The sequence below is a fragment of the Caballeronia sp. LZ043 genome, from assembly GCF_031451075.1.
In the GTDB taxonomy this organism is placed as follows: Bacteria; Pseudomonadota; Gammaproteobacteria; order Burkholderiales; family Burkholderiaceae; genus Caballeronia.
Genome location: NZ_JARUXT010000002.1, coordinates 149096 through 172379, shown reverse-complemented (window position 1 = coordinate 172379; position 23284 = coordinate 149096). Strand labels below are relative to the sequence as shown.

25 protein-coding genes are annotated in these 23284 nt (G+C 64.6%); 17 read left to right on the top strand and 8 right to left on the bottom strand.

All coding sequences use genetic code 11. The features are described 5' to 3' along the window. Positions 1–1185, bottom strand: coding sequence for a radical SAM protein (locus QCE64_RS14155; RefSeq protein ID WP_310004397.1), 1185 nt, complete (start codon positions 1183–1185; stop codon positions 1–3). A gap of 342 nt (positions 1186–1527) precedes the next feature. Here QCE64_RS14155 and QCE64_RS14150 point away from each other — a divergent pair, with 342 nt between their 5' ends. The 3 genes from QCE64_RS14150 to QCE64_RS14140 are packed head-to-tail and all read left to right on the top strand — an operon-like array spanning position 1528 to position 2245. Next, positions 1528–1704, top strand: a complete 177-nt coding sequence (locus QCE64_RS14150; protein ID WP_310004395.1) for a hypothetical protein — start codon at positions 1528–1530, stop codon at positions 1702–1704. Between the two features lie 20 nt (positions 1705–1724). Next, positions 1725–2003, top strand: coding sequence for a hypothetical protein (locus tag QCE64_RS14145; protein ID WP_309920376.1), 279 nt, complete (start codon positions 1725–1727; stop codon positions 2001–2003). A gap of 35 nt (positions 2004–2038) precedes the next feature. Next, a complete protein-coding gene (locus QCE64_RS14140) occupies positions 2039–2245 on the top strand; it encodes a hypothetical protein (protein ID WP_310004393.1) in 207 nt (68 codons plus the stop codon). A 7-nt stretch (positions 2246–2252) separates the two neighbouring features. Here QCE64_RS14140 and QCE64_RS14135 read toward each other — a convergent pair whose 3' ends face one another. The 3 genes from QCE64_RS14135 to QCE64_RS14125 all read right to left on the bottom strand — a co-directional run bounded on the left by QCE64_RS14135 (position 2253) and on the right by QCE64_RS14125 (position 5688). After that, positions 2253–2402, bottom strand: a complete 150-nt coding sequence (locus QCE64_RS14135; protein ID WP_309931864.1) for a hypothetical protein — start codon at positions 2400–2402, stop codon at positions 2253–2255. 62 nt (positions 2403–2464) lie between these two features. Further along, positions 2465–3745, bottom strand: a complete 1281-nt coding sequence (locus QCE64_RS14130) for an MFS transporter (protein WP_310004391.1) — start codon at positions 3743–3745, stop codon at positions 2465–2467. Continuing rightward, on the bottom strand, positions 3742–5688 hold the full coding sequence (locus QCE64_RS14125) for a KUP/HAK/KT family potassium transporter (RefSeq protein WP_310004389.1): 1947 nt from the start codon (positions 5686–5688) through the stop codon (positions 3742–3744). Before QCE64_RS14125 ends, QCE64_RS14130 begins: the two co-directional genes overlap by 4 nt. Positions 5689–5921: 233 nt before the next feature. Here QCE64_RS14125 and QCE64_RS14120 point away from each other — a divergent pair, with 233 nt between their 5' ends. Further along, on the top strand, positions 5922–6362 hold the full coding sequence (locus QCE64_RS14120) for an RcnB family protein (protein ID WP_310004387.1): 441 nt from the start codon (positions 5922–5924) through the stop codon (positions 6360–6362). 77 nt (positions 6363–6439) lie between these two features. Here the strand turns inward: QCE64_RS14120 and QCE64_RS14115 are convergent, their stop codons facing one another. From QCE64_RS14115 to QCE64_RS14105, 3 genes are all read right to left on the bottom strand, one after another. Further along, entirely contained in the window at positions 6440–6643 is a 204-nt protein-coding gene (locus QCE64_RS14115; RefSeq protein ID WP_309812200.1) for a CsbD family protein, read from the bottom strand. A 164-nt stretch (positions 6644–6807) separates the two neighbouring features. Further along, the gene (locus QCE64_RS14110; RefSeq protein ID WP_309920361.1) at positions 6808–7011 is read right to left on the bottom strand and encodes a hypothetical protein; all 204 of its coding nucleotides are present in this window, start codon (positions 7009–7011) and stop codon (positions 6808–6810) included. A 112-nt stretch (positions 7012–7123) separates the two neighbouring features. Then, positions 7124–7831: an MgtC/SapB family protein gene (locus QCE64_RS14105; protein ID WP_310004385.1), complete on the bottom strand. Its 708-nt coding sequence runs from the start codon at positions 7829–7831 to the stop codon at positions 7124–7126. 251 nt (positions 7832–8082) lie between these two features. Here QCE64_RS14105 and QCE64_RS14100 point away from each other — a divergent pair, with 251 nt between their 5' ends. The 6 genes from QCE64_RS14100 to QCE64_RS14075 are packed head-to-tail and all read left to right on the top strand — an operon-like array spanning position 8083 to position 14807. Beyond that, positions 8083–9879 carry a thiamine pyrophosphate-requiring protein gene (locus QCE64_RS14100; protein ID WP_310004383.1) on the top strand — a complete coding sequence of 599 codons (1797 nt, stop codon included), beginning with the start codon at positions 8083–8085 and terminating at the stop codon, positions 9877–9879. Positions 9880–9882: 3 nt separating this feature from the next. Then, on the top strand, positions 9883–10989 hold the full coding sequence (locus QCE64_RS14095; RefSeq protein WP_310004381.1) for an enolase C-terminal domain-like protein: 1107 nt from the start codon (positions 9883–9885) through the stop codon (positions 10987–10989). A 17-nt stretch (positions 10990–11006) separates the two neighbouring features. Next, the gene (locus QCE64_RS14090) at positions 11007–11918 is read left to right on the top strand and encodes a hypothetical protein (protein ID WP_310004379.1); all 912 of its coding nucleotides are present in this window, start codon (positions 11007–11009) and stop codon (positions 11916–11918) included. Continuing rightward, positions 11915–12559 carry a gluconate 2-dehydrogenase subunit 3 family protein gene (locus QCE64_RS14085; protein ID WP_309920349.1) on the top strand — a complete coding sequence of 215 codons (645 nt, stop codon included), beginning with the start codon at positions 11915–11917 and terminating at the stop codon, positions 12557–12559. The genes QCE64_RS14090 and QCE64_RS14085 overlap by 4 nt, the downstream gene beginning before the upstream one ends. Next, a complete protein-coding gene (locus QCE64_RS14080; protein ID WP_309920347.1) occupies positions 12549–14192 on the top strand; it encodes a GMC family oxidoreductase in 1644 nt (547 codons plus the stop codon). Before QCE64_RS14085 ends, QCE64_RS14080 begins: the two co-directional genes overlap by 11 nt. 18 nt (positions 14193–14210) lie before the next feature. Continuing rightward, positions 14211–14807: a ParB/Srx family N-terminal domain-containing protein gene (locus QCE64_RS14075; RefSeq protein WP_309920343.1), complete on the top strand. Its 597-nt coding sequence runs from the start codon at positions 14211–14213 to the stop codon at positions 14805–14807. On the opposite strand, the gene QCE64_RS14070 is transcribed toward QCE64_RS14075, so the two are convergent. Further along, complete coding sequence (locus QCE64_RS14070; RefSeq protein ID WP_310004377.1) at positions 14785–15867, bottom strand: lipopolysaccharide biosynthesis protein; 1083 nt, start codon at positions 15865–15867, stop codon at positions 14785–14787. The two genes, QCE64_RS14075 and QCE64_RS14070, sit on opposite strands and share 23 nt — an antisense overlap. A 344-nt stretch (positions 15868–16211) precedes the next feature. Between QCE64_RS14070 and coxB the strand changes: the two genes are divergently transcribed. The 7 genes from coxB to QCE64_RS14035 are packed head-to-tail and all read left to right on the top strand — an operon-like array spanning position 16212 to position 23267. After that, positions 16212–17249: a cytochrome c oxidase subunit II gene (gene coxB / locus QCE64_RS14065; RefSeq protein WP_404987374.1), complete on the top strand. Its 1038-nt coding sequence runs from the start codon at positions 16212–16214 to the stop codon at positions 17247–17249. Next, positions 17246–19222, top strand: coding sequence for a cytochrome c oxidase subunit I (gene ctaD, locus QCE64_RS14060; RefSeq protein WP_309920334.1), 1977 nt, complete (start codon positions 17246–17248; stop codon positions 19220–19222). Before coxB ends, ctaD begins: the two co-directional genes overlap by 4 nt. Continuing rightward, on the top strand, positions 19219–19833 hold the full coding sequence (locus QCE64_RS14055) for a cytochrome c oxidase subunit 3 (RefSeq protein WP_309920331.1): 615 nt from the start codon (positions 19219–19221) through the stop codon (positions 19831–19833). Before ctaD ends, QCE64_RS14055 begins: the two co-directional genes overlap by 4 nt. Continuing rightward, entirely contained in the window at positions 19830–20249 is a 420-nt protein-coding gene (locus QCE64_RS14050) for a hypothetical protein (protein WP_309931855.1), read from the top strand. Before QCE64_RS14055 ends, QCE64_RS14050 begins: the two co-directional genes overlap by 4 nt. A gap of 4 nt (positions 20250–20253) precedes the next feature. Next, positions 20254–21561, top strand: a complete 1308-nt coding sequence (locus QCE64_RS14045) for a cytochrome c (protein WP_310004375.1) — start codon at positions 20254–20256, stop codon at positions 21559–21561. Positions 21562–21619: 58 nt separating this feature from the next. Next, complete coding sequence (locus QCE64_RS14040) at positions 21620–22327, top strand: PIG-L family deacetylase (RefSeq protein WP_310004373.1); 708 nt, start codon at positions 21620–21622, stop codon at positions 22325–22327. Between the two features lie 7 nt (positions 22328–22334). Next, a complete protein-coding gene (locus QCE64_RS14035; RefSeq protein WP_310004371.1) occupies positions 22335–23267 on the top strand; it encodes a glycosyltransferase in 933 nt (310 codons plus the stop codon). Positions 23268–23284: the final 17 nt, after the last annotated feature.

Sequence of the window (23284 nt, the reverse complement as noted above, 5' to 3'; positions counted from 1 at the left end):
TTAATTGTCGATCCAGTCGCATGTTTCGCCCTGCCAGTTCACGAACCGGTAAATGCGCTGGCCGTCCGCCTCGACGAACTGCGGAATGTCGTTCTCGCTTTCGAACAGGGGCACGGTGAACTTGCCTTTGGCATGAGGCAGCACGTACTCGGGCATTGCGATGTTCGACACGCGCCGCTTCAGGCGCTTCATGATGCGGATGGCATCGCGGATGGACGCCTTGTAGACCGACGCGCCCGGCGAGAACGGCATGAAGTGATACAGGTAGTACGGTTTGACGCCGCAGCGATACAACTCGATGAACAGGCGATGCAGTGTCGCTTCGTTGTCGTTCACGCCGCGCAGGAACGGCATGTTGGAAAAGACGATGGGCACGGCCGACTGGATGCGCTTCACCGCGTGCATGAACGCCGGGCTGAGCTCATCCGGATGGCAGACATGCACGCCGAACGAATTGACCCGATGGCGTTTCAGTATGTCGATCAGTTCGTCCGTGATGCGGTAAGGATTAAAGGTCAGCGAGCGGGAATGGATGCGGATCAGGATGTCACGGTTCAGGTTCCGGAGCGCGCCGAGATGCTCATCGAGCTTCGCATCTGACAGCATCAGCGGGTCGCCGCCACTCAGAATGACTTCCTCGACCGCTGGATTGCGCGCCACGTACGCCACGCTGTCGAGGAAAGTGTCGCGGCTCGCCTTGCTCTTGTCGCTGTTGACTTCCAGCGTTCTCAGCGCCTCGAAACAAAACTGGCAATACGTATTGCAGGTATTGACCATGCGCAGAATGACGCGATTGTCGTATTTGTGCTGACAGATCGGCGTTTTCATCTCATGGGATAACTCCCAGTTCTCCGACTCACCGTCATATCCGCCCGCGGCCTCTTTATCCCAGAACGGAACGACCTGACGCCATAGCGGGTTATCGACGATGCTGGTGTACTTGTTGTTATCGAGAATCAGGCGGAGATAATAGGGCGTAATCTGGAGTTTGCGGCCCTGAAGATTATGCTGAATGCGTTGACTCAACTCTTCCGGAAAGTCGCCGCATGCGTTGCGCAGCGTCGCCTCATCGCGAATGGTATTCCTTTGATGCCAGCGCCAGTCCTGCCATTCGGAACACTCGGCATCCCTGAATTCAGGCATCGCCAGGGATATTTCAATTGCATCTGGTGTGGAAACCGACATTCTTTTTTCACGCTCTCTCGTTGATGTGGCGCATTGAATTTCCTATGGAAGGCCTTATGAAGGCCTGCCATGGATTAATTTCCTGTCGCCATCCTGAATTGAACGATCAAACGCCTTGCATCAACCAGGCGTCTGATTTCATTTTCACCGCCTGCGAAAAATTCTAAATACGGGTTTCAATTACAGCAATGCCCGCGAAGCAAATTGACATTCGTGGACTTATCGAAAGCCGGGATTAAAATCAATTACATTGCTTTCATATGGCTTGATAGACGGGCGCTGCATGCCGCGGGTCTGGAGATTGCTCAAATGCTTCCATTGCCGCCCACTCAGGAGGCCGACATGCCAACCCCATCCAGACCCGAACACGTGAACGCGGAAGAAATGGACGAGCCCACGGGCACGCCCACTCAGCAACGCGATCTCGATGCCCGCGAGAAACGCGGCCATGAGGATTCGGAAAACGCGCTGCCCTCGTCGCAGGAAAAGAACCGCGTGCCGCCCGATTCCACGCGTTAACCCCCGCACGAAGCTGAACGATGATCGCATGGCAAGCCCTGCTCGCCGGCGCGCTGATGGGCGCCGTGGTGTGCTACGCGCACTACGAGATCCCGCAATTCACCAGCGGCGCCGGCAAACGCCGGATCGCGCATCTGGTGCTGATCGTGGTGGGGATTGCATTCGGCGCGATGGGCGCTCTGACGCTGGACTTGCCGTTGCCGCGCTGGCTGGTCTTCGTGCTCGGCTTCGGCATCGTGCATGTGCCCGCCGCCGCCATCCTCGCGATCAAACGCCGGGGCGGCGCGGGAATGTCCTGACAGCTTGCTCAATTGCCACCATCGGAGAACGCATCATGTCTACCGAAAGCTATATGCGCAATGGCCACACCGTGAATATCGACATCGATCGTGATCCGACCGGGCTATGCACCTGGTCCTACACGATCGATGCCGATGGTTACACTGAGATGCGTGACCGCCCCGTCGAAACCGCCGAAGCCGCGTTGCACGCGGCCAAGGAGCACGCCAACGCGAAGGCGGACATGCTGCCGGCCGGTTAGTCCGCGGTTATCCAAGACGCTCCGGTGGTTGGCTGTTCGGCGGATCGCCGATCGGCTGCGGTGCATCAGGTGTGCGGTCCGGCGGCGGCGCCGGATCCGGGTCGCTGTCGGGCGTCGGAACGTGCAGGTGTTGCGCGCGTGCTTGGGTGTAGTCCATTCGATCCATCCTCGTTCAGATGACATATCCAGTCCGGCGATGGACGCATTCGCCGTGCCGCGTCATGGCAAAAGTGTCGAAGAGTCGATCTCGTTCAGCTTGACCAGCTCATCGCGCCGCGTGTCGCACGCCTCACGCACGTCCCGCGCGAACCCTGTCCAGATGGCGAACGCAGCCAGCGAGAAACTGCCAAGCACGAGAAACGCCACCGGATAGCCGTACTGATGCGCAAGCCAGCCGCCAAGCAGCGGACTCAGGCACGCACCGCCCGCCTCCACGCCCTGCACCGCACCCTGCCCGAGATTCACGCGCCCCGTGCCATGCAGCAGATGCACGATCAGCGACGGCACCGCGACGCTTTGCAGGCCCGCGCCGATGCCGTCGAAGACCTGCACCGGCAGGAGGCCCCATAACGGCGGTGCCCACGCGGCTGTCATGGCGCGCAACGGCAGCGTCGCGAGCGTGACGAGCAGGATCCACCAGAAACCCCAGCGACGCGTCAGGCGGCTTGCATAGGCGGCCGCAGCAAGCATCACCACTTGGGGGATCACGATGTTCGCCGCCGTCACCTGACTCGGATCCGCCACATGCGCCGAGGCGACCGCGAGACTGTAAAGCGGCAGCATCGCCGAATTGCCGAGATTGAAGAGCGCGAGCGCGGCGGCCAGCACCAGCAGCGGACGATTGCGCCACAGCACGGAGAAACCTTGCGCGCGGATGTCGGAGGCATCGTCGTCATCGTGGCGAGCGAGGCCGCGCGCGAAATGCCGATGCACCGAGCGGCCGGGAATCCAGAGCGCGGTGGCGATACACGCCACGCCGAACCCCGCGCTCAGCGCGAAGATCCACGGCATGCCCAGCGTCGCGCCGAGCCATCCCGAGAGCAGCGCCGCCGCGATGTTGCCCGCGTGATTCGCGACCTGATTGCGGCCGAACTGGCGATCGAAGTTCTGCCGTCCGACCATGCCGAGCGTGAGCCCCACCAGCGCCGGGCCCATCGCCGCGCCGCCGATCGCCGTCGAGATCTGAGAAAGCGTGACGGGCCAGAAGCCCTGCCACATCCAGATGATGAGCGCCGCGACGATGCTGAGACCGCTTGCGAGCGCGACGATCATGCGCCGGTAGGTGCTGGCATCGACGAGCGCGCCCGCCGGCGCCGTGACCAGCATGGCGACGATGCCGCCCATGGTCAGCACCGAGCCGATGCGGTCGGGCGTCCAGCCATGCGCCTGCAGAAAGATGCCGAGAAACGGCCCGACGCCCGCTTGCACGTCCGCCGCGAAGAAGCTCAGTGCGAGCAGCGGAACAGTCGGCTTCACATCCTTCACCGGAAGTCTCTTCACAGCGCGACCTGCACGCCGAGCTCGACGACATCCTCGCTCCTGAGGCCATAGTATTCCGCGCTCGATGCGGAATGCGCCGACATCGCGCCGAACAGCCGCTCGCGCCAGCGCGACATCTGGCCGTGCGAGCAGCCGGGCACGGCTTCGTCGCGCGGCAGGAAGTACGTGGTGTGCTTCGGGTCGAAGCGCCAGCCGCCGAGTTGCCCTTCGAGCGAGGCAAGCAGGCGCGGCAGATTGGGCCGCTCGGTGAAGCCGTGCCGCGAGATGACTTCGTAGCAGCCCGCGCCGAGATCGCGCATTTCGATACGTGTCTCTTCATCGATACGCGGCGCGGATTCCGAGCGGTTCGCGAACACGATCACGGTCCGGTGCAGCACACGGTTGTGCCGCAGGTTGCTTGCCAGCGCGGCGGGCGTCGAGCCGGGCATGCTGCCCGGATAAACCGCCGTGCCGGGCACGCGCGCAGGAGGCTCGGGGTCGCGGCATGCATCGCGCAGGAAGTCAGCGAGCGGCTGGGCGTGCGAAGCATGCAGCACCTCGAGCGCGCGGCCGCGATGCCAGGTCGCCATCGCGACGAACAGCACGATGCCGATCGTCACCGGAAACCAGCCGCCGTCCGGGAGCTTGTGAATGTTCGCCGCGACGAGCAGCGTATCGATGGCGAGCAGCGGTGCGCTGATCATAACGATGGCTATCCACCGCCAGCGCCACAGCTTGCGCGAGAGGCTCACCATCTGCATGGAGGTGACGAACATCGTGAGACCGACCGCGATGCCGTAAGCCGAAGTGAGTCGCGCCGAACTGCGGAACGTCAGCACGAGGAACAGCACGGCGGCGAAAAGCACCGCGTTGACGGCGGGCACGTACACCTGCCCATGTTGCGACGATGAAGTCTCCACCACGCGCAAACGCGGCAGAAAGCCGAGTTCAATGGCCTGGCTCGTCATGGAAAAGGCGCCGGAGATGACGGCCTGCGACGCGATCACCGTGGCGAGCATCGCGATGACCACGGTGGGAATGAGCGCCCAAGAAGGCGCGGCGAAGAAGAACGGCTGGCTGGCCGCGCCGGGCTGATACAGGACGGCGGCGGCTTGCCCGAAGTAGCCGACGATGATCGCCGGGAACACGACGAACAGCCACGCACGCCGGATCGCACGCTTGCCGAAGTGCCCGATGTCGGCATAAAGCGCCTCGGCGCCGGTCAGCGCGAGGATCACTGCGCCGAGCAAGGTGAATGCAAGCAGCGGACGCATGCGCACGAGGTCCCACGCGAACGACGGCGACAGCGCGCGCAGCACGTCGGGATGCTGCACGATGCGATATACGCCGACCGCCGCGAGATAGACGAACCACACCGACATCACCGGCGCGAACCATTTCCCCACGGCGGCGGTGCCGCGATGCTGGAACGCGAACAGCGCGATCAGGATCAGCAGCGCGAGCGGCACGACGAACGGCTCGAAGGTCGCACTCACCTGACGCAGCCCTTCGACGGCGGACAGGACCGACACGGCCGGTGTGATCATCGAATCGCCGTAGAACATGGCGGCGCCGAACAGGCCGGCCGTCAACAGCAAACGCGGCACATGGCGGCCTTCGCGTTCGTAGCCGGAGCGCACGAGCGCCGTCAGCGCGATGATGCCGCCCTCGCCTTCATTGTCGGCACGCATCACATAGCAGACATACTTGCCCATCACGACGATCACGACGGCCCACACGATCATCGAGAGGATGCCCAGCACCACGCGCGGGTCCAGCGTGCCCGACTCGCTCACGGCTTGTCGCAAGGCATAGATCGGGCTCGTGCCGATATCCCCGAACACCACGCCGAGCGCGCCGGGAACGAGGACCTTCAGCGACCGGTGCGACGAGTCGCGGCCGGGACGCGAGGCCGTTTGCTCTCCGGCATGATGCCCGCGGGCATCGTTCGATGTCGATGTCATGCGGCGTGTGCGCTCCCTGATGCGTGTCGATCCCGTAGCAAAGCGCGTTCCGCGAACACGATTTAGTGAATCCGGGTAATCAAAGGTAAGCGTTGCTTACACATGCTCACGTCATTTCAGAGAAGCTTTGCGTAAAGTCGCCTCCAACGATTCGCAAGGCGCGAAAAGTGCTGAAGGTGCGCAACAAACCGCCTGAGCGAATCGGCAGTTTGCAAACACGGAGAGGAAACCACATGAAAAAAGCTCGAATCGTTGCCGCGCTCATCTGCGCGAGCCTTGGACTCACAACGGGCGCGGCTTTCGCGCAGCCTGCGCCCGGCGGTCCGGATCAGCATCACGACATGCATGGCGGCCCTGGTGGTCCCGGCGGTCCTGGCGCGCATCAGGCTCGTGGGCCGCAAGGCGGCGCGGATCATGGTCCCGGTCCCGGGATGAACGGTCATCAGCCCGGCGGTCCTGCCGAGCACGCGAATCAGCCGCCGCCGCATGGGGAATGGCGCAAGGGTCAGCGCCTCTCGTCGGAATATCGCGACCACGAGTACGTGGTCGACAACTGGCACGAACATGGGCTGCGTCAGCCGCCGCGCGGGTATCAGTGGGTCGGCGTCGGCGCGGACTATCTGCTGGTTGCGGTCGCATCGGGCGTGATCGCCCAGGTCATGCTCTCGCAGTAAGGTTTATTGCACGTGTCCGCGCGGTGCGCGGATACGTGCCGACCTTCCTTGTCTTCTCGTTGTCTGCACGCGGCAAGTCATTGATTGGTCGGTTCACCCGGATCTTCGACGCCCTTCTCGATGTTCTTCTTCTGATCGCCGTAATCCTTGCGATTCGCGCCGTTCGTGATCTCCACATCACCCTTCACCTTGCGGTCCTCGTTGCCCGTGACCGTGCCGACGGCGGTATCGACCCAGCCCTTGACCTGTTCCTTGATGCCTTCACGCTGATCCTTGTTCATGCTGTCCTCACGGCAACGTTGATCGTTCCTCGACCGCAGCAACGGCCATGCCCCGCAGCGACGCCCACACATTAAAAAGCCCGCCACAATGGGCGGGCAAGGATGCGCGCAACGAGAGGGACATTGCGCGCCTTCAACACCGTGTGGCACAAGGCGTCCGTCCTTCAGGTCCGAGGTCGGGGGGCGGCGGAGCGGGCGGCTCCTTCGGCGGCATCGACTGCCGGCGCATGCGGAACAGCAGCCTGCTCGAAGACGATACCCATGGCGATGTATTCAGTTTCCGTTGAACCGCAGGCCGGACAAGTGCCATCGTTCAACGCATCGTCGGAATAGATGAGCTTGTTGCACGCAGCGCAGCGAATCAGCATCTCGACTCCTGACAAATCGAATCAAGCTACTTTGTTATACGCCATAGCGCAGCAGCTTCCAATTGTTCGATATGCTCGCGTTCCGTTCTCTTCAGCGGGACGCGTCTCCACTTCATCTCACGAGATTCCATTCGGATCCCGAAGCCCCGGCCGCCAGTGCCGCTTCGTTGAAGGCGGGAAGAAGAGGTTCGTCGGGCCGTCCATGCCAGCGTACGTTGAACTTCTCCTCGATCAACCCGTCTGCTGTCTTCACCGATGCAGCCACGCTGAACAGCGTGCAACCCGACATCCGCAACGCTTCAGCAAGTGCTTCACGCGAGAAGCGTCCGCGTTGATAGGTGATGTGCAGGTCGGCCTGGTTCTCTCGCGGTATGCGCACTTCGAGCGCCTTGAGAAACCACAGCACGACAATGCCGAGCACGAGCCCGGCCACGCCGAGTCCCAGTTGACCGCCACCGAACAACAAGCCGATCACCGTCACGAACCAGAGCGTCGCCGCAGTCGTCACGCCCTTGACGAGGCCGTCCTTGCGCAGGATCGCGCCTGCACCGATGAATCCGACGCCAGAGAGAATGCCGAGCGGCAGGCGCATCAGGTCGAGTACCGCGAACGATTCCGGCGTCTTGCCCGCCTGAAGCAGCAGCGCGTTGACCTGCAGCATCGCGAGACAGGCAGCGAGACACACGAGCAGCGTGGTGCGCAGACCGGCCACCTTGCCTGACTCACCGCGATTGAAACCGATCAGGATGCCCGCCAGCACCGCCAGCGACAGCCGCGTGCACACGTCTGTCCAGTGCAATGTCAATGGCATGAGCGCCATATCGCCTGTTCCTTGAGTAATGTTGGCGAGCGCATCCGGCAAGCGAAGCCCGGCGCGTCGCCATAGTCATGACTGTCCAGCAATCGTCGAGCCCGTATGAACGCTGACTGCACGCGTGGCCAGCTTTCCAACTTCTTTCCGTCATCGAACAAGCTCCCGACAGAAGCCCCGTCGGCATGCGGTTTGCGCTGCACGGCTTGTCTGCGGTTCGGTTTCCCGCGCTTTGGTTCACGACTTTCGGAGAGCTTTCCATGACCACCACTGTCGGTGATTTTCTGATCGACCGTCTGCATGCTTGGGGCGTGCGCCGCATCTACGGCTACCCTGGCGATGGCATCAACGGCGTGTTCGGCGCCCTCAATCGCTCGAAGGGCAAGATCGAATTCATCCAGGCACGCCATGAGGAAATGGCGGCTTTCATGGCGTCGGCGCATGCGAAGTTCACGGGCGAACTGGGCGTGTGCATCGCCACATCAGGCCCGGGCGCCGCGCATCTGATCACCGGTCTATACGATGCCCGGCTCGATCACATGCCCGTGCTCGCGATTGCCGGTCAACAGGCGCGCGCCGCGCTCGGCGGTCACTACCAGCAGGAAGTCGATCTCCCCGCGCTGTTCAAGGACGTCGCCGGCGCGTTCGTGCAGCAGGCGAGCGTGCCCTCGCAGATCCGGCATCTGGTGGATCGCGCGGTGCGCATCGCGCTGTCCGAGCGCAAGGTGACCGCGCTCATCCTGCCCAACGACCTTCAGGATCTCGACTACGAGCCGCCCGGCCGCAAGCACGGCACGCTGCATTCGGGCGTGGGTTATCGCGCGCCGAAGACCGTCCCTTATGACGAAGACCTGCAACGCGCAGCCGACGTCCTCAACGCCGGCAAGAAGGTGGCGATTCTCGTCGGCGCAGGCGCGCTCGAGGCCACCGACGAAGTCATCGCCGTGGCGGACAAGCTCGGCGCGGGCGTCGCGAAGGCTCTGCTCGGCAAGGCCGCGCTGCCCGACGACTTGCCCTTCGTGACGGGCTCCATCGGTCTGCTCGGCACGGAGCCGAGCTACAAGATGATGATGGAATGCGACACGCTGCTGATGATCGGCTCGGGCTTTCCGTATGCCGAGTTCCTGCCGAAGGAAGGCGCGGCGCGCGGCGTGCAGATCGACCTCAAGGCGGACATGCTGAGCATCCGCTATCCGATGGAAGTGAACCTCGTCGGCGACAGCGCCGAGACGCTGCGCGCCCTGCTTCCACTGTTGCAGCAGAAGACCGAACGCGGCTGGCGTGAGGACATCGAAGGCTGGTTGGCAAGTTGGTGGAAGACGCTGGAGAAGCGCGCGATCGAACCGGCGAAGAGCGGCGTGAATCCGCAGCGCACCGTGTGGGAGCTGTCGCCGCGCGTGCCGTCGAATGCGATCGTCACGAGCGATTCAGGCTCGGTCGCGAACTGGTATGCGCGCGACCTGAAGGTCAAGCGCGGCATGCTGTGCTCGCTGTCGGGCGGGCTCGCTTCGATGGGCGCGGCCGTGCCCTATGCGATTGCCGCGAAGTTCGCGCATCCGGAGCGGCCCGTGATCGCGCTCGTCGGCGATGGCGCGATGCAGATGAACAACATGGCCGAACTCATCACGGTGGCGAAGTACTGGAAGCAGTGGAGCGATCCGCGCTGGATCTGCATGGTCCTCAACAACGAGGATCTGAACCAGGTCACCTGGGAGCAGCGCGTGATGGAAGGCGACCCGAAGTTCGAGGCGTCGCAGGACATTCCTTCGGTGCCTTATCACAAGTTCGCGGAGCTGATCGGCCTGAAAGGCATCTACGTCGATGACGCCGAGCGCATGGCCGCCGTATGGGACGAAGCACTGGCTGCGGACCGTCCGGTGGTGATCGAAGTAAAGGCCGACCCGAACGTGCCGCCGCTGCCGCCGCACATCACGATGCAGCAGGCAAAGGCTTTCGCGACCACGCTGATGAAGGGCGATCCGAGCCAGGCCAACGTGATCGTCGATACGGCGAAGCAGGTGCTTGGCGCGGTGTTGCCGGGACACAAGGACAAGTGATCCATGCAGCTGTCTAAGCGTGAGGCGCCGATCGAAACGATCCGGGCGCGCGCCTACACCATTCCCACCGACAAGCCCGAAGCCGACGGCACCTTCACTTGGGACGCGACGACCCTGATCGTCGTGGAGATCGTCGCGGCCGGCAAGACGGGCCTCGGCTATACCTACAGCGATGCGAGCGTCGCGAAGATGATTGAAGCCACGCTCGCGCCTGTACTGCAGGGCGACGACGCATGGCACATCGACGCACTGTGGCAGCGCCTGCAACAGCGCGTGCGCAACATCGGTCGCTCGGGCGTCGCCGCGACCGCGATCTCCGCGCTGGATTGCGCGCTGTGGGACGTCAAGGCCCGCCTGCTCGACATGCCGCTTGCGCGTCTGCTCGGCATGGTGCGCACACGGGTGCCGCTATATGGCAGCGGCGGCTTCACCACCTATAGCGACGACGAGATGCGCGAGCAACTCACGCGCTGGGTGCATGAGGACGGCTGCCGCTGGGTCAAGATCAAGATCGGCAGCGAGCCTGCGCGCGATCCGCATCGCGTGGCGGTGGCGCGTGAGGCGATTGGCGCGCAGGCGGGCCTGTTCGTCGATGCAAACGGCGCGCTGACGCGCAAGCAGGCGCTGCATTGCGCGCAGATCTTCGCGGAGCAGGCGGTCGAATGGTTCGAGGAGCCGCTGTCATCGGACGATATCGCCGGGCTCGCCTCGCTGCGCGGCGTGCTGCCCGCGCGCATGGAACTGGCGGCCGGCGAATACGGCTACACGTTGGACGACTTCCGCGTGCTGCTCGACAACGCGGCGGTGGATGTGCTGCAGGCCGACGTGACACGCTGCGGCGGCATCACCGGCTTCCTGCGCGCGGCCACGCTGTGCGATGCGTTTCATCTACCGCTCTCGGCGCATTGCGCACCGGCGATGCATCTGCACGTCGCCTGCGCCGCTCCGCGTCTGCGGCATCAGGAATGGTTCCACGATCACGTGCGCATCGAGCAGATGTTGTTCGACGGCGCACCGCGCGCGGTGGACGGCGCCATCACGCCAGACCTGTCGCGGCCCGGCTGCGGGCTCGAATTCAAATATACGGATGCACACCGGTACGCGGTGTGAAGCACACGGGGCACGGCATGAAGCAATTCACGGCAGGCAATCTGGCAGTGGCGGCCGGACTCGCCGCGGCGGGCGCCGCTTTCATCGGCATGAGGTCGAACCGGCGCGCGGCGCCCGTGCAGACCCATATCGACACGGCGCGCAGTTTCAATCGCAGTTCGGCGCTGCTCGCGCTCTCCGTGCTGGCGGACAGCGCGATGGAACATTACCGCGGCTCCTATGACAACCCCGCGATGGTCACGCCGCTCGTGATCTCCGCGCTGTCGCTGCTCGCGGGCGTGCATGGCGGACGCGATCACGAGCCGCAGCGGCACCCGGTGCGCGATTCGGTGTATCTGGGCGCAGCGCTCGCAGGCATCGCGGGCACGGGCTTTCATCTGTACAACATCACGAAGCGTCCCGGCCAGTGGAGCTGGCATAACCTCTTCTATGCCGCGCCCATCGGCGCGCCGATGGCGCTGCTGCTGTCGGGCGCGCTCGGCGCGGCAGCGGAGCGCCTGCGCGACGAACCGCAACACGAGCCGCGACTCTTCGGCCTGCCCGCCGGGCAGGCGCTGGCGCTGCTGACGAGTGCGGGACTGATCGGCACAGTGGGCGAAGTCGCGTTGCTGCATTTTCGCGGCGCGTTCCAGAACCCCGCCATGTATGCGCCCGTCACCATTCCGCCGCTTGCCTCCGCGCTGCTGCTGCACACCGCGCTCGCCGCGCCGCGTCCGCGCTGGTTCACGCGGCTCTGGCTGCGCATGACGGCGGCGCTCGGTGTCATCGGCGTGGGCTTCCATGCGCGCGGTATCGCCCGCAATCAGGGCGGCTGGCGCAACTGGAGCCAGAACCTGTTCAACGGTCCACCGCTGCCCGCGCCGCCGAGCTTTTCCGCGCTCGCGCTCGCGGGCCTCGCTGCGCAGCGTTTGCGGGAGACCGAGCGATGAACCTGCCCCGCTATCCCGGTTATGACGTGACGGACAAGCGCGAAACGCCGTCATGGGACGAGGTCACGCGCGGCGTGATCGACGAACGGCTCGCAACGCCCAAGGAGCCGCGCTTCCTCGACGCCGTTGAATGGCGCGCGCTGACGGCGCTGTGCGCGCGCATCGTGCCGCAGGATCATGAACGCGAACCCGCGCCGCTGCCCGCGCTGATCGATGCGAAGCTCGTCAGGGACGTCGGCGATGGCTATCGCGATGCCCGTCTGCCGATGCTGCGCGACGCGTGGCGCATCGGTCTCGCCGCGCTCGACGCGGAAAGCCGCGCGCGCCATGAACTGCCGTTCGCGAGCATCGACGCAACCGGCCAGCACGCGCTGCTGCTTGACATGCAGCACGGCGCCCTGCACAGCGACGCTTGGCGCGGCATGCCGCCCGCCCTGTTCTTCGCGATGCGCGTGCTGCACGACATCTGCGGCGCGTACTACTCGCATCCGCGCGCATGGAGCGAGATCGGCTTCGGTGGCCCGGCGAATCCACGCGGCTATGTGCGCATGGTGTTCGACCGCCGCGATCCCTGGGAAGCCGCCGAAGCGAAGCCCGGCGCGGAAGCGCGTGCGCTGAAGGAGAATCGCCGTGTCCGATGATCCGCAACAGATCCCGCGCGGCAAGCATGGCCGCGCGCCCGATGTCTTCCATCAAGGCGCATGGCTGCCGATGCGCGAATACGATGAAAGCGAGGAAGTGGACTTCGCGATTGTCGGGACGGGGGCAGGCGGCGGCACGCTGGCCTGCCGTCTCGCCGAGAAAGGTTTCAGTGTGGTGGCCTTCGACGCGGGCGCGTGGTGGCGTCCGCTCGAAGAGTTCGCCTCGGACGAGACGCATCAGTCGAAGCTCTTCTGGACCGACGAACGCATCTGCGACGGAGAGGATCCGCTTCGCCTCGGCAACAACAACAGCGGCCGCGCGGTGGGCGGCAGCACCGTGCACTTCGCGATGGTGTCGCTGCGCTTTCGGCCGGAGTGGTTCAAGGCGCGGTCGCTGCTCGGCTATGGCGCGGACTGGCCGCTCGACTGGCGCGACATGTGGCGCTATTACGCGGAGGTCGAGCAGGCGCTGAAGGTCGCGGGTCCGGTCACGTATCCATGGGGACCGAAGCGGCCGCGCTATCCGTATCGACCGCACGAACTGAATGCGGCCGCGCTCGTGCTTGCGCGGGGCTGTGAGGCGCTCGGCATGGACTGGACGCCCACACCGCTCGCCACGCTCTCCGCGCCGCGCGGCGATGCCCATCCATGCGTGTATCGCGGCTTCTGCGTGTCGGGCTGCGCAACCAACGCGAAGCAGAGCGCGCTCGTCACGTGGATACCGCGCGCCGTGCAGGCGGGCGCCGAGATCCGCGATCTTGCGATGGTCGGCCGCATCGTCATGGGCGACGATGGCCGCGCTAAAGGCGTCGAGTATTTCCGCGAGGGTCGCTGGCGCTTCCAGAGGGCGCGCAACGTCGTGGTCGCGGGCTATGCGATCGAAACGCCGCGCCTGTTGCTGATGTCCGCCACCGACCGTCATCCCGAGGGCCTTGCCAACAGCTCGGGCCTGGTCGGCAAGAATCTGATGGTGCAGTTGAACCAGGCCGCGTGGGGCACGATGGAGGAGGAAGTGCGCTGGTACAAGGGCCCGCCTTCGCTCTCGATGACGGAGCACTGGAATTACGAAGACAAGGGCAAGGACTTCTTCGGCGGCTATTGCTACATGAGCCAGGGGCCGCTGCCGGTGGCATGGGCCTCGGTGCAGAACGGGCGCGGGCTGTGGGGCCAGGCGCTGGTCGACGAAATGCGCAAGTACAACCATCAGGCGGGGCTGAAGATCGTCGGCGAAACGATGCCGCAGGAGCGCAACCGCGTGACGCTCGCCGATCAACGCGACCAGTACGGCCTGCCGGTTGCGCGCGTCACCTATTCGCTCTGCGACAACGACAGGCGCATGGTCGCGCATGCGCTCGGCACCATGAGCACCGCGCTCGAAGCCGCGGGCGCACGCGAGGTCTGGCGGCAGGATGACGATACCTGTCATCTGAACGGTACCGCGCGCATGGGCGATGATCCCGCGACGAGCGTCGTCGATGCCGACTGCCGCAGCTGGGATATAAAAAACCTGTGGATTTGCGACGGCTCGGTGTTTCCGACCGTCGGCGGCGTGAATCCGTCCCTGACGATTCAGGCCGTCGCGCTGCGCACGGCGGACCGCATCGAGGCGCTGGCGGCGCGCGGGGAGCTTTGATCGAAGGGAGAGCACGCGATGAACACGCTCGACATCGACCGTCTGCGGCCCACGCAGATGACGCACGGCGAACGACAGATCAGGCAGAAAGCCGAGGCTTATCGGGCGCTGCATGCGCGCGACCTGAAGATGGCGATCGCAGAGAAGCCTGTCGCCATCGTGCTCGGTCCCGATGAAGCGCCGTACGTGATCGACCATCATCATGTCGCGGGCGCGTTGCTGCGCATCGGTGTAACGCGCGTGCCGTTCGTGCTGCTCCGTGATTTCTCGTCCCTGTCATCTGCCGAGTTCTGGCTGACGCTCGACAACCGCTCATGGACTTATCCCTACGATGCCGCGCGCCGCCGCGTCGCGTTCGAGGACATGCCGCACCGGCTGGCCGATGCACAGAACGACGAATTCCGCAGCCTCGCCGCCTTCGTGCGCGACGCGGGCGGCTATGACAAGACCGATGTCCCGCTCGCGGACTTTCGCTGGGCAGACTTCTTTCATGCGCAGTTGCCCTTCCCCGCGAACGACGCGGAGTTCGATGCCCTGCTCCAACCGGCACTTGCATCAGCCCGCAGCCCGAAGGCCGCGGGCCTGCCCGGCTTCATAGGGGATGCGCGGCGATGAAGTTCTTGAACGCTGCATACTCCGGCTTCTGCGTCGTGCCGTCGTTCAGCATGACGCCGTAGGGGCCCTGACCGGTCGGCGGGTCGTCGTAAAGCTCGTACATCTGCAACGACTCGATATCGTATTGCGGCGCGATGGAAAGCAGCGTGCCGAGCATGTCGCTGCTCAGGAAGGCTGCCGCCTGATCCTGCGTGCCGGGAAAGTCCGGACGGATGCCCACTTCGTTGATCCATATCGGCTTGCCGAACGACTTGAGCGTGCCGATCACGTCATGGCAACCGGAGCCGCCGCATGCATGACGCATGTCGCCCTGTTCCGAATACCAGTGCCATGCGGTGATGTCCCACGTCACGACGGGATGTCCGCCGGTGCCGTCCGGTTGCGTGCCGCTGGCGAGCATCTGGTCGAAGCCATAGTGCATCCACGTATTGCCGCCGATGATGATCTTCCCCGCCGGATCCACCGACTTGATGCCGGCAATCATCCCGCGAATGATGCCGCGCGCGATCTGGAAGCACTGGTTGTCGTAGTCGGTGCTTTGCACGCCGTCCACCCAGCCGACGAGACATTGCGGCGCCAGTTCGTTCGTTACCTCGTAGTACGCATACTTCTGCACGCCGACAATCTGCTGCGCCAGCGTGTACGACTTCTGATAGGCGGTGTCCTCGTCGGTGAAGTCCTTCACCACTTGCAGCAGCACCGGATAGACCGTCACGCCGGAGGGCAGCATCATCTGCGCGACGCTTGCCAGCTTCACCGCGTCGGCCTGGCTGGAGACATCGTTGCGATACATCGAGACGTTGAGATCCTTCAGTTGCGCAAGCTGCTGTTGCGGGCTGGAGGTGGCGTAGGCGTCGGCGGCGTTCACGTGGCCGTTCATGCCGTAGAAGATGCTGCCGGCCGGTGCGATGACGGCTGCGGGGGCGCTGGAGGTGGTGGCCGCGGGCGATGAGGCGGGAGTAGGAGACGATGCAGGGGTAGCGGACGCCGTCTGATTACCGTCGTTGTTTCCGCCGCCACCGCCACCGCATGCGCTCAGCGCGACGGTGGCGGCGGTCACGCATGCAACCGATAACGATGGCAGGCGACGAGTTTGTTTTGGAATGAGAAGAACCGTAGAAAGCAGAGATGTCATGCGCATGAGTAAAGGCGGGATCCTCGTGATGGCGATGTAGGGAAGCGCCTGACGGACGCCTATTCGACTGAACAAACGGACGCTGGCGGTCCGTCGCGTGGGAACGCCATACATCAGAGAAGTTCAACCCGATTCGGTGCAGAAAGGCCCCGCGCGACGGTAAGCAAATCGTTGGGATCACGGATTGCTGAAGGTGGACAAACAGCGGACTCGGCGTCAGTGAGTTCACCACGTTCACTCATGTCGGGAGACGGCTGCGAATGCCTGCCATGCACCACACGACCCATCGTGCCGGGCGGCTGATTCGCAACACTCGCGCCGCGTCGGCAGCGCTCCTTATGCTCGCCCGCCAGGCAAGCGCCCATGCCGATGCACCGCTGAACTACTTCCTGCACGCCGATGGCCCCGCCGCCGCACCCACCATGCGACTCGGCTGGGCGCTCGCTGCCTTGGCCGTCGTCGTGGCGGTGATCGTCAGCGTGCTGTTGATCGGCGGCATCCTGCGCAAGCGTCCGCCGCCCACCGAACACGATGCGCGCCACGTGCAAGGGGAAGGCGGCGGGCTGCATTGGGTATGGATCGGCACGGGTGTGTCGTCGGTCGCGCTGTTCGCCGCCCTCGCCTATGTACTGGTCACGCTCGAATCGGTGGCATCGCCGCACAGACCGCCCGCGCTGACGCTCTCCGTCACCGCCTATGACTGGTGGTGGAAGATCGACTATGCCGGCGACCCGGCAGTGACCACGGCCAACGAGATTCATATTCCTGTCGGCGAGCCGGTGAAGATCGAATTGCGCAGCGCGGACGTCATCCACGCGTTCTGGGTGCCGCGTCTTGCAGGCAAGACCCAGACGATACCGGGCGTCGTCAACGAGCAATGGATACAGGCCGACAAGCCGGGGATCTATCGCGGGCAATGTTCGCAATTCTGCGGGGCACAACATGCGCACATGGCGTTCGAGGTGATCGCCGAGCCGCGCGCGCAATTCGACGCCTGGTACGCAAGGCAAGCCCTGCCGCACGACGCGGCCACGAACCTGAGCGCCGGAGCCAGGCTGTTCGACGACAAATGCGCGGGCTGCCACGCCATCCGCGGGTCCGATGCGAACGGCAAGCAGGCGCCCGATCTCACGCATCTGAACTCCCGCAGGCTGATCGCGGCCGGCTTGCTGCCGAACACGGCAGAGAACCAGCTCGACTGGATCCAGCATGCGCAGCGCATCAAGCCGGATTCGCTGATGCCCTCGATTGCGCTCAGCCCGGCGGATGCCGCCGCGCTATCCGCCTACCTTCGCACACTGCAATGACCGAACCCGCCACCTCTCCTCCGCCATTGCGGCGCTCGCTCAAGACAGGCCGCGTCGAGCCCGGCAGCGCCGACGAACGCGCCTTGCGCGCGCTGTGGGAGACGCCGCCCGGCTGGCGCGGCTTCTTCTCGACGGTCGATCACAAAAGCATCGGCCTGCGTTACCTCATCACGGCATTCGCGTTCCTGCTGGCAGGCGGCGTGGAGGCGCTCGTAATGCGCGTGCAACTCGCGCGGCCCGACGCGACGCTCCTGACACCCGAGCAATACAACCAGCTCTTCACGATGCACGGCGTCACGATGATCTTTCTCTACGCGCTGCCCGTGCTGTCCGGCTTCTCCAACTATCTGTGGCCGCTGATCCTCGGCGCTCGCGACATGGCGTTTCCGCGTCTCAACGCGCTGTCCTACTGGATCTTCCTGTTTGCCGGGTTGTTCCTCTATGCGAGCTTTCCGTTCGGCGAAGCGCCCAATGCAGGCTGGTTCAACTATGCGCCGCTCGCGGGACTGACCTACAACACCGGTCCCAACATCGACGTCTATGCGCTCGGCATGGTCCTGCTCGGCATCTCGACGACGGTCGGCTCGATGAACTTCGTCGTCACGTTCCTGCGCATGCGCGCGCCGGGCATGTCCATTGACCGCGTGCCGGTGCTCGTGTGGGGCACGCTCACCGCATCGGGCGGCAATCTGCTCGCGGTGCCCTCGGTGAGTCTCGCGTTCTTCCTGCTGTGGCTGGACCGGCGCATCGGCACGCATTTCTTCGACGTGGTGAACGGCGGGCGCGCCCTGCTCTGGCAGCATCTGTTCTGGATCTTCGCGCACCCGTGGGTCTACGCGGTCGTGCTGCCCGCCATGGGCATCGTCTCCGATGCACTGCCCGTGTTCTGCCGTCGGCCGCTGGTGGGCTATCTGCCCGTCGCGCTCTCGACGGTGGCTACGATGGTCGTCGGCTTCGTCGTCTGGATCCACCATATGTTCGCGACCGGCATTCCGGCACTCGCGCTGTCGTTCTTCGGCGCGGCCAGCATGGTGATCGCGATTCCGAGCGCGGTCGCCACTTTCGCATGGATCGCGACCATCTGGACCGGCAGGCCAGTGTTCCGCGTGCCGTTCCTGTACTTCGCGGGCTTCGTGTTCCTGTTCGTGATCGGCGGACTGTCGGGCGTGCTCACCGCCGCCGTGCCGCTCGACTGGCAACTCACCGACACGTATTTCGTCGTCGCACACCTGCATTACGTCTTGCTGGGCATCAACGTATTTCCGGTCATCGGCGGCATCTACTTCTGGTTTCCGAAGTTCACCGGACGCATGATGAGCGAACGCATCGGACGCATCGGGTTCTGGATCCTGTTTGCAGGCTTCAACGTCGCGTTCTTTCCGATGCATATCGCCGGTCTGCTCGGCATGCCGCGCCGCATCTATACGTATGCGCCCGACATGGGCTGGAACACCGTCAACATGATCACGTCGATAGGCGCGTTCCTGTTCGCCGCCGGCGTGCTCGTGTTCATGTGGGACCTCCTCTACAGCCTGCGGCGCGGGCCGGTTGCCGGAGACAATCCGTGGGACGCGCCGACGCTCGAATGGTCCACGTCGTCCCCGCCGCCGCCGTATAACTTCGCCGTCGCGCCGCGCATTGCAAGCCGTCATCCGCTATGGGAAGCGCGCATTTCAGGCCGCGCGCAATCGCAGCTTGCGCAGGGCTATGTGCTGAATCAGGGACGCGAGGCGCTGGGCACTACCGTGCTCGACGGCGACCCCGACGTCATCCTCAAGATGCCCGAAGACTCCTATGCGCCGTTCTGGCTGGGCGTGGCCTCGTTGCTGTTTTTCACGGGGCTCGCTTTGCAGGCGTGGTGGTTCGCGGGCCTCTCGCTGCTCGGATGCGGCGCGGCGATCGTCGCATGGCTGTGGCCGCAACGCGAACTCGGTCAGCGCGACGACGTGCCTCACGCGGAGGCCGCATCATGAGCGAACTCGCGGAAGCCTTGCCGGAACGCGCGAACCTGCCCGTCGGCAGTCCGGGGCAGCGCTCGGGCGGCTGGTGGGGATGTCTCACGCTGGTCGCGACCGAAGCCGCGCTGTTCGGCTATCTGATCTTCTCGTATCTCTATCTCGCCTCTCAGACCACCGAACGCTGGCCACCCGAAGGCATGCCGAAACTCGGGCTCGGCATTGTGAACACCGGCATTCTTCTGAGCAGCAGCGTCTTTGTATGGGCCAGCGAGCGCTTCGTGCGCAAGGGACGGCGCGGCATGGGCGTGCTGATGCTCGTCATCGCGATTGCGCTGGGCGCGGCGTTCGTCGCAATCCAGATGAAGGAATGGGCCGATCATCCCTATGGCCTGACGACGCATCTGTACGGCTCGCTGTATTTCACGATCACCGGCTTTCACATGATGCACGTGCTGGTGGGGCTGATCGTGCTCGCCTTCCTGCTGCTGTGGACCGCGCTCGGTTACTTCGACAGGGCGAGATCGGCGGCGCTGAGTATCGGCGGGCTGTACTGGCATTTCGTCGATGTCGTGTGGCTCTTCATCTTCGCGACGCTTTATCTGTCGCCCTATGTGCTGGCGCGATGACATCCGGTCAACATCCCGCGCGCCCCGGTGGCCTCTCGCTGACTTTCGGTCTGCTGCTCGCGCCGTTCGCGTGGATGACGCAGACGACGCTGGGCCAGACCTTGTCCGCGTGGGGCTGCTTTCCGCATCAACGGCCCGTGCATGCGCCCGCGCTGCCGTGGCTCGAACAGGGACTCGCGATGACGGCGCTGGGCGCGCTGGTGATCGGCGGCGCGGGCGGCGTCATCGCATGGCGCAACTGGCGGCGCACGGGGAAGCTTGCATCCGAGCTCAAACAGCAGGGCTCGATCGACCGGCATGCCGCGCGCGATGCCTTCATTGCGCGTGCGGGCGCGCTGGCGAGTGCGCTGTTCGTGTTCGCGCTGATCGCCACCGATCTCGCGTGGCTGCTCGTCTCGCCCTGCGGAGGAAGGTGAACTCATGATCCGCCGCCTTCTATCCATATGCCTGACGTTGTTCGCGTGTGCACCATGGGTCCATGCTCAGACGCCGGACACGTCGCCGGGGCTCGTCGCGCGTGGCGACTATCTTGCCCGCGCCGCCGATTGCGCCGGTTGCCACACCGCCGCCCCGGTGCCGGGCAAGCCTCAGCCGCATCCGTTCGCGGGCGGGCTGCCGATGGGTTCGCCCTTCGGCACCATCTGGTCCAGCAACATCACGCCCGATCCGGTGCATGGGATCGGGCGCTATCGCTATGAGGATTTCGCGCGCGCGTTGCGCGAAGGCGTGGCGCCGGGCGGCAGGCATCTGTACCCGGCGATGCCCTATCCATCGTTCTCGAAGATCAGCGACGACGACTTGCATGCGCTCTACGCCTACTTCATGCATGGCGTCGAACCGGTAGCGCAGGCCGCGCCCGAAACGAAACTGCCGTTCCCGTTCAACCAACGCTGGGCCCTGACCTTCTGGAACTTCGCCTTCGCGCCGGGCAAACCCTTCGTTGCCGATCCGAAGCGCGACGCACAATGGAACCGGGGCGCCTATCTGGTGCAATCGCTCGGCCATTGCGGCGCGTGTCATACGCCGCGTGGCCCGGCCTATGACGAACTCGGCTACACGGACGGGTCGCCCGCCTATCTCACAGGCGGCACCAACGATCACTGGCATGCGCCGAACCTGACCGGCTTGCCGGGCGCGGGACTGGGCCGCATCTCGGCGGCGGACCTCGCCGCCTTTCTCAAGACCGGCCATGGCGCGGGACTGGCCACCTTCGGCGCCATGGTGCAGGTTGTCGAGGACAGCACGCAGTATCTCGACGATCAGGATCTCGACGCCATCGCCTCGTATCTGAAGAGCCTGCCTGCTCACGGCGAAGGGGGCACCTACGATGCTCATTCGCGCGAAGCCCGCCAGAGCGTCGCAGCGCTGCACACCGGCGAGCAGGAGCGACCCGGCGCGGGACTCTATCAGGGTACCTGCGCGCGCTGCCATCAGGCCGACGGCATGGGCGTTCCGCTCAAGTATCCGCGTCTGGCCGGCAATCCGGCGGTGCTGTCGCAGAAGCCGGATTCGCTCGTGCGGCTCGTGCTGCAGGGCGGACGCGCGCCGTCCACCGTCCATGGTCCTGAACCGAAGAAGATGCCCGCGTTCGCTGACCAGCTCACCGACACGGAGATAGCCCGCGTGCTGACCTTCGTGCGCTCGACTTGGGGCAATAACGCGCCGCCGGTCACGACGCGCGATGTCAGGACGATGCGCGAAGCGGTGGGAGGCGGCTCGACACACTGAGCCGCGCGCCAAGGCACAGCCATTGCGCCTGGCGAATGACCTGAACGACCGACACTCGATGATGCAGAAGCCTCCCCGACGCCTGCTGGTGATCTCCCCGCATCTCGACGACGCCGTTTTCAGTTGCGGCGCCCTGCTCGCTGCGGAAACCGATGCGTTGGTCTGCACGGTGTTCGCCGGAACGCCCGAGATGCCGATGGTGACCGGCTGGGACACGGAGTGCGGTTTCGGCGACGCGCACCAGGCCATGGAAGCACGTCGCGCCGAAGACATTGCGGCGCTGGAGATACTCGGCGCACGCGCCAGGCATCTCTCGTTCCTCGATTCGCAATACGCGGAGGACGGAGCGCAAACGCTGCAAGCGATCGCTGACGCGCTTGCCGACGTGATCCATGCGGGTCGCCATGACGCCGTCCTGATCCCCGCAGGCCTGTTCCACTCCGACCATGATCTCGTGCACCGTGCCGCGCTCGCCGCCGGCATGGCCGATGCGTCGCAGCGCTGCATCGCGTATGAAGATGGCCTGTACCGGCGCATGGACGGGCTCGTGCAGCAACGTCTGGCGGCTCTTCAAAGCGACGGAATGGAAGCCACGCCCTGGCTCGAAACCATCGACGTAGCGGGCCTGCCTGGCTATCTGGAAGCGAAGCAGCGCGCAGTCCAATGTTATGCGAGCCAGTTGAGAGCGTTCGGTCCGCACGGTTATGACGACGTGCTCGCACCCGAACGCTTCTGGACATTGCGAACGAAGCATCGCGATGCGTGAACCCGCAATGCTTGCCGATTCCGTGGGCACACGTCTCACCGTGGTCGTGCTGACCTACAACCGTGCCGATCAGGTGCTCGACACGCTCGCAAGACTTACCGCGCTGCCTGATCGCATCCACCTCGTAGCGGTCGATAACGCTTCCTCTGATGGCACCGCTGAACGCATCGAGGCCGATTTTCCGGATGTCGAACTCATCGTCGCGCCGGGCAACCTCGGCGCGGCGGGACGCAATCTCGGCGTAGCACGCGTGCAGACCGAATACGTTGCCTTCTGCGATGACGACACCTGGTGGCACGCCGGATCGCTCTCACGTGCCATCGACATACTTGATGCGGCCCCGCGCGTCGGCGTGCTGAATGCGCGCGTGGTAGTAGGCGAGCCAGGCGCGACCGACGAAACCTGCGAACGCATGCGCGCCAGCCCCTTGGCGCACGATGGCTTGCCGGGGCCTGCGCTGATCGGCTTCATGGCGGGCGCTTGCGTGTTCCGCACCAGCGTATTCCGGCAGACGGGCGGATACGAGCCGAGACTGTTCATCGGCGGAGAAGAAACGCTGGTATCACTCGATGTTCTGAGCGCTGGTCATGAGATCGTCTATGCAGACGAACTTGTGCTCCACCACCATCCGTCACCGCTTCGCGACAGCGCCCAGCGGCGCAAGCTCCTCGCGCGCAACGCAGCCTGGGTCGCATGGATGCGCCTGCCGTGGCGCGAAGCGATCATGACGACCCGCGATGCGTTTCGCACCTTGCGCGCGGAAGCATCGTTAATGCGCGGGCTGCCTGAACTTCTTCGCGGCATCGCGTGGGCCGCCGCAAGACGCCGCGTCATCCCTTCACGAGTCCAGGAAATGCGCCGCATCGTCCGCGACGATGACCTGCGCCAAGTGGTTGAAACCTCATCCCGCCACGCATTCCGTTTTACACGCGATTCTTGAAAGCGCGTTCGCTGCGC